A 15393-nucleotide genomic window follows, 5' to 3' on the forward strand; every position below is an offset into this window, starting at 1 on the left:
AGATTAGTAACTGCACAAACTGCTTTCAAATCACTATGCCTATGCACAAAACTATTCAGTGCTTTTATGGTTATACCTCTTTGCTATTTCTCATTGTCGCAACAGCTAGACCGCAACCTTGGAAGCATTGCTTTAAGACCCAGTAATAACTTTTAGGCGCTTTATTTCATTAACAGTGAATTTTTCAGATTGGTATTCGCGTAGCGTGCTTTCAAACTCGCTCGCTGTTAACGACTGCTTTGCCAGGTTATCGCGAAACCTTTCATAGTCGGCGATTTTGTTTTTCCACTGTGCTTGTTTTTCCCAGGTCCTTGCGAAGCGGTCTGCGATCTCACTGCCGAACTCAGCCGCCACGGCGTTGTATCGGTCGTTAAGATCACTGTGGCTGCGTTTTATTTCATTAATACGGTGCATATTCAGCGTTGGCTGAAAGACGTCGCGTTCGGTTTGACTTCCCGTTTCTAGCGACTCAACAATAAGCGCTTTTCTTTCATCCCTAGACAGCGTTCTTTCCTGAGCAAGCTGTAAGCGCGCTAACGCCGCCTCGTCCACTTGGGCTTCTTGGCTAAATAGATAGTGGTATTCGGTATCATTGAAATAAGTACGTCGAATTTTTTCGCGCTCATCGAGCTTATAAGACACATCTTGCAAACTGTGACTTGAAAGGTCGACCTCAACTTCAATTGAAGAGAGTGCCACTTTGTAATCAACGTAACGATTAAATAAGTCTATAGCCACCACCCGCGTGTCAGGGGTAAATACGGTAATTACATGGGTTGAGTAAGAAAGCTTAACGACATGTGGCTCCTCAGAGGTGCGCATAAGTATAAAACGATCGAAGCGGTCTTTTGTTGAGTAGTCGAGCATAAAAACGTTAAGGCCAGTATTTGCGGCAACTGTTTCGTTTTGCAACCGATAACTGACTACCGAGTCAACTTGCGCATATCCGCTCTCATTTAGCGTTTTTTCACTAGCATTGTCACGAGCCCCTTCTAATGAAGCTTGGTTGAGGGTATCTGCTTTGAAAGCAGGTTTCACATAAAAAATACAGGCCAATACTAAGAGGGCCAGAAGCCCTCCCAATATTGGGTAAACATTGCGTACTTTACGCGTCGTCACTACAGCCCCAATCTTTTAAGACGGTTGGCCTGACGAACAAATACGTCTACTGGATCAGTTTCAAACCAATGCGTAATGCCAAAACTCTGATTCACTTCATCAAGGTGGTTCATCTTATAGTTGTCTTTAAGTACTTTACCTAAATGAGAACTACAGGTCGATACTAGCCCATCGTTTGGCTCTTTGAATGCGGTGCCAGTAATAGCTAAGAATGGGTCAACTACATCAAGAGCATTGGTGTAAGTTCTGCCTCCGCTCCACGAGAAATAGTACACGCCATTTTCAGCCAACATTTTTCCATCGTTGCGGCAGTAGGCCGTTGGCATGCCTTCTGGGTATTTTTTATTGAAAGCCACCGAGCCTTCTGTTGAAAGTGAGTTAAGCGCAGCGATTGAATCTGTAGGTTTGTCTCGCGGATCTGACCCAGAGGCAATCTCGATGATATTAGCGAACGCATTAACTACAACGCCCGCAGCACCCTCGCCCACTGAACCTTCAGAAAAAGCGTCCCGTAGTTCATCTGCCACTTTGCTTCCCCAGTTTACGCCGGCAACTGAACTTACCGAAGCAACCTTATCTGGGGCAACGCTTGCGGCGTAACGCGCCGTAGGACCACCGTGACTGTGTCCAATTAAATTCACTTTGTCAGCTCCTGATAGCGCCAAAACTTCATCAATGTACTCGAGTAACTGTTCACCGCGCACTTCGGTCGAGTTTGCTGGTGAGACCTCTGCAATATAGACAACAGCGCCATTTCGGCTAAGTTTGTGCGGTACCTTATAGAAATAATCAACAAATAAGATATCTTCGAAACCAAACAGACCGTGAACTAATACAATAGGGTGTTTTGTTTTTGCGTAGGTGCCAGCGTTGGCTTGGCCAGACAAGCCTAATGTCATACTGAACAAAGCTAATATCACGGCGAATTTACCGAACCATGGATTTGTAGAGCGTATTCTTATAGAGCGTAAGTGGTTATATAGTGTCATCGAGTGTGTCCCATAATTATGGTTATGTGTGGTCTGTGGTCAGACCTTTGTTATAATTATGTAAACACTATGTAAAGATCAACCTTTGTGTGAAATCTTTAATAAAGGCTTTTACTGTGTATAGGTAAGTTTTCGACGGAGTTAGTTACTATTAATCAGTTAATTCAGAAAGATAGCGTCAGGTATGAAGTATGTTAACCCATACCATTTTCACTATACATACAGGACATAAATAACACTTATAGTCGCTTATTTATGTTTGGAATATGTTTGAATGTAGTTTACGGCCAGGCTCGAAGTGGTTAGCCACTCTCCTTTAAGTGGGTTTAGCCTCATACCGACCTGATACTTTAGGGTAAACTCATTTCCAATCCAGCTTTTTAATTCGCTGGGCTTAACAAATTTCTTCCAGTCATGGGTTCCTATAGGTAAGTAGCGCATTACGTATTCCGCTCCCACTATGGCAACAACATAACTTTTTAGGGTGCGGTTCAGCGTTGCCAAAATCAGCAGGCCACCCGGCTTAACTAAACTTGCGCACTCTCGCATAAGCTGCTGCTGGTCAGGCACGTGCTCAACAACTTCGGCGTTAATTACCACATCATACTGCCGACCTTCTTCTACTACCTCGCTTGAAAGTTTATGCTGATAGTCTACTTTTACTCCCGTATTTTGAGCATGGCGCTTTGCCACTTCTACGCTCACTGCACTGGCATCTATACCCGTAACCTGCGCTCCCAGTTTGGCCAGCGGTTCACTTATAAGACCGCCACCGCTTCCGATATCAATGATTGATAATGCTGAATAGTCTGGCGGTAGGTTACCTCTGCCAAAATGAATCTCTATCTGTGCTTTTATAACGTTTAGTCGAGCACGATTAAATTCCAGCGCAGTTTTATATTTTCCTTGCGGGTCCCACCAAGACTCTGCCAGTGCGTCAAAGCGCGAAATTTCTTGTTCAGAAAAGTTACTGTCGCCTGTTTTTTTGCTTTTATCGAGCACGATTTTTTACCTTAAAACGTAGTTACCGTAGCGCTTTGTTGTTGACCCTTATCGAGCAGGGTCATAAGGTGGACAGATAAGGTTCTATTCACTCTAATTTCGCACTTGGCGGTTTGAATTAGTCATACCTGTTAAAATATACGTTGTAAAAGAGGGTTCTGATTTTGGCGAACGCAAAAAATGTCTATGGTCGACCGCTACAGCTATGCTGTGGAAATACTGGCTTTACGCGAGAAGGGTTTTGCTATGTACCAGACGCTGATGTGGGTAATCACAGCGTATGCGCGGTTGTAACTGACGAATTCCTTCAGTTTTCGCTACGACAAGGCAACGACCTCATCACGCCGTGGCCTAGTATGACATTTCCAGGCCTGTTAGCAGGCGACAGATGGTGTTTGTGTGCCGCTCGCTGGCTACAAGCCTATGAGGCAGGTGTAGCGCCGAAAGTACGCTTGGAAGCCACACATGAAAAAGCGTTAGACATTATTCCACTTTCACTGCTAGAAGAGTACGCGGCAGATTAATCTAAACCTGCCGCCTCGCCCTCGAATGCTTATATTCGCACTATTGCGCGAACATTGCTTGATTGCGCAGTGAAGTTCAATCTACTACTGAGGAGTACGAATAACCATAAGGCGTGTTTCAGACATATCTTCAATCGCATAGCGAATACCTTCGCGCCCTAGACCTGAGTCCTTCACGCCACCATAGGGCATGTTGTCCACCCGCCAGCTAGGTACATCTCCAATGACCACACCACCAACGTCAAGCACGTCCCATGCTTTGTGCGCTTTGTATATATCGCGGGTAAACACACCTGCTTGCAGTCCGTAGCGGCTGTTATTTACTTCTTCAAGCGCTTCGTCATAGTCATCGAATGGCACCAGAATAGATAGAGGGCCAAACGCTTCTTCGGCACTGGCATCACAATCCTTTGGTACATTTTCCATTACCGTAGCCTCAAGCATGGCGCCGTCTCGCGTTCCGCCGCATAGAATGGTGGCACCTTTCTCTTTTGCTTCTTCAATCCAGCCGTGAAGGCGCTCTGCCTCGCCTTCTGAGATCATAGGGCCAATAAAGGTGTCTTCATTAGACGGGTCGCCAGACACTAAGGCTTTCACTTTTTCTACATAGCGAGACTTAAATTCATCGTATATTTTGCTATGCACTAAAAGGCGCTGAACACTGATACAGCTTTGACCAGATTGGTAGTAAGCCCCAACAATTACGCGGTCGATAGCGTCTTCAATGTCAGCATCTTCATCAATTACACAGGCCGCATTACCGCCAAGCTCTAATACCACAGGTTTCTTTCCTGCTTTTGCTTTAAGCGCCCAGCCCACATCAGGTGAACCTGTGAAGCTAAGCAGCTTTAGTCTTTCATCAGTGGTGAATAAATCAGCGCCGTCACGGCTACAAGGTAGAATAGAAAATGCGCCTTTGGGTAAGTCGGTTTCAGCTAATACCTCTCCAATAATGAGCGCACCAATAGGAGTTCGCGAGGCAGGCTTTAGTACAAAAGTACAGCCTGCCGCGATTGCAGGCGCCACCTTGTGCGCAGCCAAATTCAGAGGAAAGTTAAACGGCGATATGAATGAACATGGACCTATAGGGACTTTCTTGGTCATGCCCTGATAACCTTTGGCGCGCGCCGAGATTTCTAAATTCACCACCTCGCCGTTAATACGCACTGATTCTTCTGCCGCTATTTTGAAGGTATCGATAAGGCGGCTGACTTCGCCCTTAGCGTCTTTAATTGGCTTACCAGCCTCTATACAAAGCGCTTGTGCCAACTCATCGGCTCTTTCGGTAAAGCGCTTCACACAGTGCTCTAGCACCGCTTGTCTTTCGAAAGGAGCCATGGCGGCCATCGCAGGCTGCGCTTCTTCTGCTGCAGCAATGGCCTTATCGATGGTATCCGCATCGGCCATCGCCACCTTGGTTGCTACCTCTCCGGTGTATTTATTAGTCACGTCCAAGTCGGTATTGGCATAATGTGGCTCACTCGCTAAATAATAGGGATAGCTTTCCTTCAACATTTTTTACTCCTTACCTTTCTGTTACGTTTGGCTTAAAGCTTGGCGCTAAGCTCTTTAATCGTATGATTTAGTGTTTTGTCATTCATACTGTAATCAACTGGACAATCGATAATATGTACGCCTTTTGTGTTCAAACACTTATCAACTAAGTGAATAAGTACATCCGCGTCGTCAACTCTCCAGCCCTGCGCACCATAACTTTGCGCATATTTTACAAAGTTGGGATTACCATAATCTAAGCCAAACTCATCAAACTGCATGTTTGCTTGTTTCCACTTAATCATTCCGTACGCGTCATCACGCAAGATGATCACCACAAGGTCTAGCTTAAGCCTGACGGCGGTCTCAATTTCTTGGCTATTCATCATAAAGCCACCGTCACCACATACACTTAACACGGGCGCATCTGGGTTAACGAGTTTTGCAGCGATCGCTGAGGGCAAGCCAGCCCCCATCGACGCAAGCGCGTTATCCAGCAGCAGCGTGTTTGGGTGATAAGCCGGGTAGTTTCTTGCAAACCAAATTTTATAAACCCCGTTGTCTAAAGTGACGATACCATTGTCTGGCATCACCTTTCGTATGTCGCGTACTAAGCGTTCGGGTAAAATGGGGAACCGGTCGTCATCTTCTGCTTCAGCACGGTGGTCTACATAGGCTTGATGCACATCTTTGTAGAAGTCGAGTTTCCAACTGTCTTGGGGAGTAATGCCTTCTTTTATCTGCCAAATGCTATTAGCAATATCTCCAACTACTTCGAGTTGTGGGAAGTAAACAGGGTCTACTGCAGCCGAATCAAAGTTAACATGAATCACTTTTTTATCGTTGTGATGCATGAAGAATGGTGGCTTTTCTACCACATCGTGGCCTACGTTGATAATAAGGTCTGCACGCTCAATAGCTCTATGCACAAAATCGCCGTCAGACAATGCGGTGTTTCCTGCAAAACGAGGATCGCTTTCGTTCAGTACCCCTTTACCCATTTGAGTTGTAACAAACGGAATGCAGGTTTTATCAACAAACTCCCTTAGCATTTTTGCAGTAAGCTTTCTATTTGCGCCTGCGCCAATCAATAACAAAGGAGATTGAGCCTCTTCTATCATTGTGATGGCAGAAGCGATTGCTTTATATTCGGCGATGGGTCTACGCGTTCTACTGGGTGTTAAAAGCTGCGCATTCGTTTGCTCCGCTGCAATATCTTCAGGCAATTCTAAGTGCACTGCGCCAGGGCGCTCTTCTGACGCCAGTCGGAAAGCCTCTCGAACGGTAGAAGGTATTCGGTCTCCACTTACTATTTGATTGGTGAATTTGGTAATGGGCCGCATCATGTCCACGATATCGATAACTTGAAAGCGACCTTGCTTGCTGGTTTTGATTGGCTTTTGCCCCGTTATCATCAACATTGGCATCGCGCCTAACTGAGCATAGGCTGCGGGCGTAACTAAATTAGTGGCACCAGGCCCAAGGGTTGATAGGCAAACTCCTACTTTTCCAGTCAGCCTACCGTAAGTGGCGGCCATAAAGCCCGCCCCTTGCTCGTGACGAGTCAGCACCAGCTTAATGGAGGACTCGCGCAACGACTCAAGTAAGTCTAGGTTTTCTTCGCCTGGGATACCAAAGACGTACTCCACGCCTTCTGCTTCTAACGCTTTCACAAATAAGTCGGACGCTTTCATGTGCTGCACGCTCCTTGTAATTTGAGCAAGAAATAAAGTTATTCTTAGTTGTGCTACGAAACAATGCTGCGAATGGGTTTACTGTGCGTAATAAAATGCCCGTTGCGAACGGGCATGTTAAAAAAAAAATAGTGTATAGGAGAGAAAAAGGAAGTCTAATCACTGATTATTATGCGCTTGTATGCGAGCAAAGAACCATCTTCGTTTTGTGACACACTGAATGTATATTCATTGTAGTCACTGCCAAACACTGTATCTTGCCCCAGCAACGTGTCTGGCTCACCCCGGTGACTGTAGTCGGGATGATTGGTACAAATGTCTTGGCAAAAGCTATCGGAAAAGCCAAATTGAGAAACCAATTGATCAATATTGTTGCGACGTATACGAAAATAGATGTGGATAGCTCGACTGCTGTACCAGCCGGGAAAACAGCTTTTTAGGTTTATTCTTCCGCTAGCATCTGTCACCGCAATACCTCTGAACCACTTCGCACTTAATGCATTCGCTTCATTTCCCGTGCAAAATGCCGAATTAAAGCCGCTGGCATCAGCACTATCACTGGTATCTCCTGAATAAACGCCATCTACATCGCAATGCCATACTTCAATTTCATAACCAGATAGGGGATTGCAGGCTTCATCAATTAACTGCAGACACAACATCATCGGCAAACCTGTTTGCTCATATGAGATGTCGTCAAGATAGTCACTTTGAAAATAGCACGGGCCTTCCGTTTGAGAACCTGTGAGAGCCACACTGCATACAGAAGCAGTGTCAAATAAACTATCGTCTGGAAAGCCTGACGTCATAGCTGACGTGCCACCGCTTGCCCAACCGTCAAAATCTTCTTCTGACCCTGCATTTGAGTCGGTGTCATTATTAGAAGATGAGGAGTTAGGTGTTGTGGAACTGCCAGAGGTGGAATTAGAACCTCCACAACCCCACAACCCGATAGCAATAGGAGCCAATGTAAGCCCCACCGCTGTTTTCATAAAGCGGCGTCGCTTGAGCGGCTCTTCCGTTAATTTTTTTGATGTCATCGTACGTTGCCCTTGGTTGTCTTTGCAAAAAAGACATTTAGCTAAAGGACAAGGTTCTCTTATTTACTCAAGCTTTACGTAGCTTTACACAGTAAATAAGCAAAATGAAAAAAGCGCAGGTATTTGGGTAACTAAACCTAGGTTATTCAGCACTCCATTCGGATAGCGCCTTCTGTGTTACTTTATCTACCTCATGTTTATTTTCGCTTATCCACCAGCGTTCCATAATACGAACATTTTTCTGATTGGCTTTATAGAATATATCCACGATGTCGCCAACAAATGGGATAAAACCTAAGCCAAAGTCGATTGCTGAATTTTTTACCATTTGAGCTATTAGCGCTTTGGGCATACCCAATGATTTTCCCAGCCAAACTATTCGAAGTGAAACGAAGAGCATCAGCGCGTCACCGGCTCCTGGGATAAGGCCCACGATTGAATCCAAGCCTATTCTTATTGGGATAAAAGGGAGCTTTACAGCAGTATCCAGCAAGTTCGCCAGTTTTTGCGCTTTAAGTAGTGCCTTTGGTGCTTTGCCTTCCACGACCTTATCTCCCTTTTAATATAATAAATGCGCCACCAAGGGTGATTTCCCTATTGGTTTTCCTCGAAACGTTTACTGTCAGCTTTTCAAACGCTACTTTTCAGCGCCTAACGCTCTTGCTAAGCCTGCGCGCAAACCGTTGTCCGACTGTACTGTCCACCCATGCAGGTTTTCTTGCACTATGTCAAAAAGCACGTCTATGTGTTCTTTGTCACTGTTAAGTGCCGCGATATATTCATAGCGTTCACCGCCAGCCTCCATAAAGTACTCGCGATTCTCTTCACCAATTTCTTCAATCGTTTCCAAACAATCGGCTGAGAAGCCAGGGCACATAACCTGAATGGATTTCACCCCTTTTTCAGGTAAAGACTTTAACGTTTCATCTGTATACGGTTTCAACCACTCTTCTCGACCAAAACGAGATTGGAAGGTTGTCATATATTCGTCGTGTGAAAGGCCAAGTTTCTCGGCAAGCAAACGCGACGTTTTGTGGCACTCGCAGTGATAGGGATCACCATTCATTAAATAGCGCTTAGGAATTCCGTGGTAAGACAAAATAAGCTTGTCCGCTCTTCCATGGGTTTCCCAATGCGCTTTTACTTTGTTCGCCAGCGCGGTGATGAAATTATCGCGGTCGTGATAGTGATTCACGAAGCGAAGTTCAGGTAACCAACGGCGAGAGGTGAAATCCTTAGCGATAGCATCAAATGTGGAGCCAGTTGTCGACGCGCTGTATTGAGGGTAAAGCGGTAAAACGACGAGTTTGCGTACGCCTTTTTCCAACATGGACTCGATGGTATCACCTATGGCGGGCTTGCCGTAGCGCATGGCAAAATCGACAATTACGTCATCACCATATTGGGCTTTGCAGCGTTCTGCTATGGCACTCGCCTGCGCTTTTGTGATTGCCATCAGCGGAGAACCTTCATCCGTCCATACAGTAGAATAAGCCTCAGCTGAGCGCTTAGGGCGAAAGTTCAAAATGATGCCATTTAATACAAACCACCAAATCGCTTTAGGCACTTCCACAACCCGCGGGTCAGAAAGAAACTCTTTCAAATAAGGGCGTAACGCCTGCTTAGTTGGCGCTTCCGGTGTCCCCAAATTCGTTACCAGTACGCCAATTTTATCTGGTTGCCCGTGAGTAAAACCTTTGTTCGATTTGTATTTCATCTATTCATAGTCCGAGAAGTACTGCGTTATATCCGTATTATACTGAATTACCTTAGATTATGATCTGCTATAACGCCAAAAAAGTGCGATTGCGTTAATAGATTTTGGGCATTAAAAAAGCGACAGGTGTTCGAAAATACTTTTCAAAAACACATGCCGCTTTCTTAGTTTGCTGCCGCATTATGCGTGTGGCAGCCCGTAAAGCTATCTATTTAAGGCTGATAGTAAGTCGCTGCGCCTGGGCCTACCGGCATACCGAGTAGGAACACCCAAATGTAGAACAAAATTGTCCAACCTACGATAAACACCATTGAGTAAGGCAGCATCATGGCAATGAGCGTGCCCATTCCCAAGTCTTTCTTGTACCTTGCAGCCATGGCCAAGATTAGTCCGAAATAGCTCATCATAGGTGCGATAACGTTTGTGACTGAATCACCAATACGGTATGCAGCTTGAATCACTTCAGGCGCGTAACCTATGAGCATGAGCATTGGCACAAAAATAGGTGCTGTTACCGCCCATTGCGCTGATGCACTCCCTAGCGACAGGTTCACTACACCACACATCAAAATGAACAGAATAAACACCGCTGGGCCATCTAACCCTGCCGCTTGTAACAACGCAGCACCTTTAACGGCTAATACTGTGCCTAGGTTTGTCCATTTGAAAAACGCAACAAACTGCGCAGCAAAGAATACTAGCGTAATGTAAAGACCCATTGCCCCCATGCTTTTAGACATGGCATCAATAACATCTTTGTCGTTCTTCATCGACTTGGTGACTTTCCCGTAGACAAAACCAGGGATAGCAAAAGTAATAAAGATGAAAGCAACAATGCCTTTAAGGAACGGAGAGCCCGCTACTTCACCTGTTTCTGGATGACGCAATATACCGTTTTCTGGCACTACCGTTAGCGCTAATATCGCGCAAACTATAACAAACGATATCCCTGCCCAACGCAGGCCTTTCTTTTCTAAATCCGTAGGCGCGTCCATTGATTGCTTGCCTAAATCTATGGAAGCATCAGCAGGGTCAAATTTACCGAGTCTCGGCTCAACAACCTTTTCGGTGACCAACGCTCCCATTGTGGCTACAACGAAGGTACTGATGAACATGAAGTACCAGTTTACTTCTGGGCCTACCATATAGTAGGGGTCAATCATGTGAGCAGCGGCTTCCGTGATACCCGACAACAGTGGGTCAACAGTTCCAAGCAGTAGGTTGGCGCTATAGCCAGCCGATACACCTGCAAACGCGGCGGCCAGACCCGCTAACGGGTGACGACCTAACGAGTGGAAAATCATCGCTGCCAGTGGAATAAGTACCACGTAGCCAAGCTCTGATGCTGTGTTTGAAATGATACCTGCGAAGACGATAGCAAAGGTCACGGCACGTTTAGAGGCATTCATCACCAATGCGCGCATAGCTGCCGACAAAAGGCCAGAATGTTCTGCTACCGATACACCAAGAAGCGCAACAAGTACGGTACCCAGCGGCGCAAAGCCAGTAAAGTTGGTGACCAAACCCGTTACTATTCGCTGCAAACCTTCTGCGCTCATCAGCGATATGACTTCAATCATACCGTCTTCTTCGCGCCCCTTTGCACCTATTGGGCGAGGGTCAGCCACAGCAATGTCAAAGTAACCAAGTATCCCACTAAGTAACACTATAAAAAGTGAAAGCAGAGCGAACAGCGTTACTGGATGTGGGAGCAGGTTTCCTAACCATTCCACCGTGGTGAGAAATCGCGAGAATAACCCACCTTGTCCGCCCCTATCATCGGCAGACACTGTATTTGTATTTTCCGTTGTCAAAATCTTCCCTCTGTCGTTTATTGACGTCTACCACACCAAGGTTAATGCTGGGAAGGCATCAACCTTGTACATAAATAGTGACGTGTTTTAATAATATTCAGGTGGTATTTTACCCGATTCTGTGAAAATTTGGCAGTAGGTAGGGTAAATGAAGGGTTAAGTCAGTGTATATTTTCCTAAAATTGCCCGGCTACGCTGATTAAATATAACCCGCTATATCATACCTTTAGCCTTTTGAAAGGCGTAAAAAAACCAGTCTAAAAAGACTGGTTTTTAAAGCTTCAAATTACGGCTATTTAGTTACCGTTTGACTTGTTCATATACTTGAAGAAGTCGCTATCTGGTGCAATAACCATGACATCTTGTTTGCTGTTAAAGCTTTGCTTATACGCATCCATACTGCGCAGGAAGCTGTAAAAATCAGCGTTCTTTGAGTAAGCGTCAGCGTAAATTTGTGCCGCAATCGCATCACCTTCACCGCGAAGTTGTCGAGCATTACGCTCAGCATCAGCAAGCATTACCGTTACCTTAGCATCGATGTTCGCCTTAATGACTTCGGCTTGCTCTTGACCTTCTGAACGGTGCTCACGAGCTACGGCGGCACGCTCTGCGCGCATACGCTGGAAGATCGAGTTGCTCACCTCAGTAGGTAAGTTAATCTGCTTAACGCGTACGTCTACAATTTCAATACCAAGCTCGTCAGACGATGTAGAAGCTTGTTCCATTGCTTGGTTCATAAGCGCTGAACGCTCACCAGAAACGATTTGTGCAATAGTACGAGTACCAAACTCAGAACGTAGGCCGTTGTTTACTTTTTGCTTCAGTAGCGCTTCTGCTTGCAGCTTGTTGCCCCCCGTTGATAGATAGTAACGTGCAAAGTCTTCTATGCGCCACTTAACATAAGAGTCAACAATCAGGTCTTTCTTCTCGCTTGTTACAAAGCGGTCTGGTGATCCATCTAACGTTTGAATTCGCGCATCAAGAACACGGACTGAATCGATAAATGGAAGTTTAAAGTGAAGGCCTGGTTCAAATACTTTTGTATCGCCGGTCGCATCGTCTCTTTGCACTTTACCAAACTGAATAACAATGGCGCGCTCGCCTTCTTTAACTGCAAACAGTGAGCCTGATGCAAGCATTACAAGAAGAACAAATACTGCAATTAACAAATTCTTCATTGTGCTTATCTCCCCTCTCTGTAGCTATCGCCACGCAAGCCCATACTTGGCGAGCTGTTGCGGCTGCGGCCGTTAGCATCAGTTACTGGTGCTTGTAAGCCTTCCAGTGTATTGCGAGTATTCTTGTTATTAGTTGATTGCTGGCGTTCCATAATCTTATCTAAAGGCAAATACATCATGTTATTGCCGCCTTTACTATCAACCATGATCTTGCTGGTATTACCCAACACTTCTTCCATGGTCTCTAGATAAATACGCTCGCGAGTAACTTGAGGAGCACGCTCATATTGTGGAAGCAGCTCTTCAAAACGTGCCACTTCACCCTGCGCTTCCAACGTTACACGCTCTTTATAGGCTTGCGCTTCTTCATTCATACGATTTACTTGACCACGTGCACGTGGCTCAATCTCTCTCGCATAAGCTTCAGCTTCACGAATGAAGCGCTGTTGATCTTCCTGTGCAGCAATGGCATCATCGAATGCATCTTTAACTTGCTCAGGTGGACGAGCATCACGGAAGTTCATATCGATAATGGAAACACCCATGTTGTAGGGTTCAATGATAGCTTGTAGCTCTTCCCAAACGCGCTGACGCGTTACCTCACGACCGTCAGTCAACACATCATCCATCTTAGAGTGACCAACAACGTAGCGAATAGCACTATCAAGCGACTGGCTTAAGCTCTGCTCAGGGCTTTCAACGGCAAACGTCCAACGATACGGATCTACAACGCGAAATTGCATTTCCATTTGAACGCTTACCACGTTTTCGTCTTCTGTAAGCATAGAACCTGAAGATGACTGGTCGCGAATTGACTGAACATCTACAGGAATAACTGAATCAATAAACGTTGGTGCCCAACGAAGACCTGGTTCAACCTGCTCGTGATACTCACCAAAACGAAGGACTACGCCGCGCTCTGCTTCACGAATGGTGTAAAAGCCACTAATGAACCAAATTACGACAAGTAAACCTACAAGAATACCAGCACCAATACCGCCTAGGCTTTTGCCTGAGCCGCCACCGTTGCCACCTGACTTTCCAAACTTACCAAATAAGTTTTTAAACACATCGTCCAAATCTGGGGGACCTTGCTCTTTCCCACCGCGATTCTTCCACGGGTCGTTATTATTGCCACCCGGCTCATTCCAAGCCATGCTGATACTCCATAGATTACTGTTATATTTTTGAATTTCGCATGCTCAATGCAGTGACTAGCACTGACTAATGTCGCACAACATACTCTGATATTCCGTTTTCCAGACGCTTTTCAAGCCTGTTCCAGTCAGCGGCGGGCATTCTTACATCAACTACCCAGTCTCCCTGACTGTCGTATTCTTCACTAGCAATACAGTTTAGTTCGAACAACACGCCGCGCAATCGACTTTGTGCAGGCGGAATCTTCAACGTGTAATTCACCATGCTTTTACCTAAACATTCGGTTAAAGCTTGGCTCAATAATTCCGTTCCTTCGCCTGTTTGTGCAGATAGCCACACTCTAACAGGCACGCCTTCGTCGTTTCTTTCTATACGCGGTTGAACGTCGTCTAGTTTATCAATCTTATTACAGATTAGTAATTGTTGAATCTCTCCAGCTTCAATTTCTTCAAGTACATCATTAACTTCATCCATGGTTTCGCGATATTTTGCATCAGCAATATCAACCACATGGAGCAGTAAATCTGCTTCTTGAGTCTCTTGAAGAGTCGCTTTGAACGCAGCAACTAAGTCGTGGGGAAGATGACGAATAAAACCAACCGTGTCGGCCAAAATAGCGGGACCAACATCTTTTAACTCGATTTTACGTAACGTTGGGTCCAGCGTTGCAAACAGCTGATCGGCAGCGTAAACGTGTGAGTCGGTAATGGTGTTAAACAGCGTCGATTTTCCCGCATTCGTATAGCCAACTAAGGATACCGTTGGAATTTCAGCGCGTTTGCGCGAGCGACGACCCTGCTCGCGTTGCTTTTGCACTTTCTCCAATCGACGAAGAATGGCTTTAATACGTCCACGAAGCAATCGACGGTCAGTTTCTAGCTGTGTCTCACCTGGACCGCGAAGACCAATACCACCTTTTTGACGCTCGAGGTGGGTCCATCCTCTGATAAGACGGGTTGAGATATGCCTCAACTGGGCTAGTTCGACCTGGAGCTTACCCTCATGTGTTCTTGCGCGCTGCGCAAAAATGTCGAGAATTAGCCCGGTTCTATCTAACACCCGGCATTTACACACCGCTTCTAAATTTCGCTCCTGAGAAGGAGAAAGCGCGTGGTTGAAAATAACAACGTTAGCATCATGTGCTTTAACCGCTGCTGCTATTTCCTCTGCCTTACCTGATCCGACAAAAAACTTAGCATGAGGCGCACTGCGTGACGTCGTAATAACCTCTACCGCATTCACCCCTGCTGAAGACACAAGCAATTCAAGCTCACCTAAGTCTTCTTTACTGTTCTCGTCGGAAAAATTAACATGAACAAGTACAGCCTGTTCACCGGCTTCATAACGGTCAAACAAGCGCGTTACCTTTTAATTTATTCACCTTTAGTATTTTCAGAATCTCCTGCGCTAGGCATAGTGATAGCGCGTGCTGGAACAACAGTAGAAATTGCGTGCTTATACACCATTTGGCTTACTGTGTTCTTCAGTAAAATAACGAACTGGTCGAATGACTCAACCTGTCCCTGAAGTTTAATACCATTTACCAGATAAATTGATACTGGAATACGTTCCTTACGCAAAGCGTTCAAGAATGGGTCTTGTAATGATTGCCCTTTAGCCATTTGATATCCTTAGTTTTTATTATTCGTGATAGAAATTTCACT

14 protein-coding genes are annotated in these 15393 nt (G+C 45.6%); 1 reads left to right on the top strand and 13 read right to left on the bottom strand.

Annotated elements, in window-relative coordinates:
- Positions 1-132 precede the first annotated feature (132 nt).
- The 3 genes from ACX5KA_RS13385 to ubiG form a co-directional block, all read right to left on the bottom strand.
- Positions 133-1119: a lipase secretion chaperone gene (locus ACX5KA_RS13385; protein WP_458731389.1), complete on the bottom strand. Its 987-nt coding sequence runs from the start codon at positions 1117-1119 to the stop codon at positions 133-135.
- The gene (locus ACX5KA_RS13390) at positions 1119-2108 is read right to left on the bottom strand and encodes an esterase/lipase family protein (RefSeq protein ID WP_458731390.1); all 990 of its coding nucleotides are present in this window, start codon (positions 2106-2108) and stop codon (positions 1119-1121) included. Before ACX5KA_RS13390 ends, ACX5KA_RS13385 begins: the two co-directional genes overlap by 1 nt.
- A 249-nt stretch (positions 2109-2357) precedes the next feature.
- Complete coding sequence (ubiG, locus tag ACX5KA_RS13395) at positions 2358-3110, bottom strand: bifunctional 2-polyprenyl-6-hydroxyphenol methylase/3-demethylubiquinol 3-O-methyltransferase UbiG (RefSeq protein ID WP_039221832.1); 753 nt, start codon at positions 3108-3110, stop codon at positions 2358-2360.
- Positions 3111-3274: 164 nt separating this feature from the next.
- On the opposite strand from ubiG, the gene ACX5KA_RS13400 reads away from it, so the two are divergent.
- A complete protein-coding gene (locus tag ACX5KA_RS13400) occupies positions 3275-3634 on the top strand; it encodes a DUF2237 family protein (RefSeq protein ID WP_014951082.1) in 360 nt (119 codons plus the stop codon).
- Between the two features lie 84 nt (positions 3635-3718).
- Here ACX5KA_RS13400 and ACX5KA_RS13405 read toward each other — a convergent pair whose 3' ends face one another.
- The 10 genes from ACX5KA_RS13405 to hfq form a co-directional block, all read right to left on the bottom strand.
- Positions 3719-5149, bottom strand: a complete 1431-nt coding sequence (locus ACX5KA_RS13405) for an aldehyde dehydrogenase family protein (RefSeq protein WP_039221826.1) — start codon at positions 5147-5149, stop codon at positions 3719-3721.
- A 32-nt stretch (positions 5150-5181) separates the two neighbouring features.
- A complete protein-coding gene (locus ACX5KA_RS13410) occupies positions 5182-6822 on the bottom strand; it encodes an acetolactate synthase large subunit (protein ID WP_039221823.1) in 1641 nt (546 codons plus the stop codon).
- 155 nt (positions 6823-6977) lie between these two features.
- Complete coding sequence (locus ACX5KA_RS13415; protein WP_458731391.1) at positions 6978-7862, bottom strand: dioxygenase family protein; 885 nt, start codon at positions 7860-7862, stop codon at positions 6978-6980.
- Between the two features lie 142 nt (positions 7863-8004).
- The gene (locus ACX5KA_RS13420) at positions 8005-8406 is read right to left on the bottom strand and encodes a DUF4112 domain-containing protein (RefSeq protein WP_014977648.1); all 402 of its coding nucleotides are present in this window, start codon (positions 8404-8406) and stop codon (positions 8005-8007) included.
- Positions 8407-8499: 93 nt separating this feature from the next.
- Positions 8500-9579, bottom strand: a complete 1080-nt coding sequence (hemH, locus tag ACX5KA_RS13425; RefSeq protein ID WP_458731392.1) for a ferrochelatase — start codon at positions 9577-9579, stop codon at positions 8500-8502.
- A 212-nt stretch (positions 9580-9791) separates the two neighbouring features.
- On the bottom strand, positions 9792-11393 hold the full coding sequence (locus ACX5KA_RS13430; protein ID WP_458731393.1) for an AbgT family transporter: 1602 nt from the start codon (positions 11391-11393) through the stop codon (positions 9792-9794).
- Between the two features lie 296 nt (positions 11394-11689).
- The gene (gene hflC / locus ACX5KA_RS13435; RefSeq protein ID WP_039221808.1) at positions 11690-12571 is read right to left on the bottom strand and encodes a protease modulator HflC; all 882 of its coding nucleotides are present in this window, start codon (positions 12569-12571) and stop codon (positions 11690-11692) included.
- A gap of 5 nt (positions 12572-12576) precedes the next feature.
- The gene (hflK, locus tag ACX5KA_RS13440; RefSeq protein ID WP_061096083.1) at positions 12577-13728 is read right to left on the bottom strand and encodes an FtsH protease activity modulator HflK; all 1152 of its coding nucleotides are present in this window, start codon (positions 13726-13728) and stop codon (positions 12577-12579) included.
- Positions 13729-13795: 67 nt separating this feature from the next.
- Complete coding sequence (gene hflX, locus ACX5KA_RS13445) at positions 13796-15085, bottom strand: ribosome rescue GTPase HflX (RefSeq protein ID WP_039221803.1); 1290 nt, start codon at positions 15083-15085, stop codon at positions 13796-13798.
- A gap of 17 nt (positions 15086-15102) precedes the next feature.
- On the bottom strand, positions 15103-15351 hold the full coding sequence (gene hfq / locus ACX5KA_RS13450) for an RNA chaperone Hfq (RefSeq protein WP_014951092.1): 249 nt from the start codon (positions 15349-15351) through the stop codon (positions 15103-15105).
- Positions 15352-15393: the final 42 nt, after the last annotated feature.

Source organism: Alteromonas alvinellae (genome assembly GCF_902705805.1).

Coding starts and splice junctions, on each gene's coding strand:
- ACX5KA_RS13390 (WP_458731390.1), bottom strand. CDS start 2,108: ATGACACTATATAACCACTTACGCTCTATAAGAATACGCTCTACAAAT.
- ACX5KA_RS13405 (WP_039221826.1), bottom strand. CDS start 5,149: ATGTTGAAGGAAAGCTATCCCTATTATTTAGCGAGTGAGCCACATTAT.
- ACX5KA_RS13410 (WP_039221823.1), bottom strand. CDS start 6,822: ATGAAAGCGTCCGACTTATTTGTGAAAGCGTTAGAAGCAGAAGGCGTG.
- ACX5KA_RS13415 (WP_458731391.1), bottom strand. CDS start 7,862: ATGACATCAAAAAAATTAACGGAAGAGCCGCTCAAGCGACGCCGCTTT.
- hemH (WP_458731392.1), bottom strand. CDS start 9,579: ATGAAATACAAATCGAACAAAGGTTTTACTCACGGGCAACCAGATAAA.
- hflC (WP_039221808.1), bottom strand. CDS start 12,571: ATGAAGAATTTGTTAATTGCAGTATTTGTTCTTCTTGTAATGCTTGCA.
- hflK (WP_061096083.1), bottom strand. CDS start 13,728: ATGGCTTGGAATGAGCCGGGTGGCAATAATAACGACCCGTGGAAGAAT.
- hfq (WP_014951092.1), bottom strand. CDS start 15,351: ATGGCTAAAGGGCAATCATTACAAGACCCATTCTTGAACGCTTTGCGT.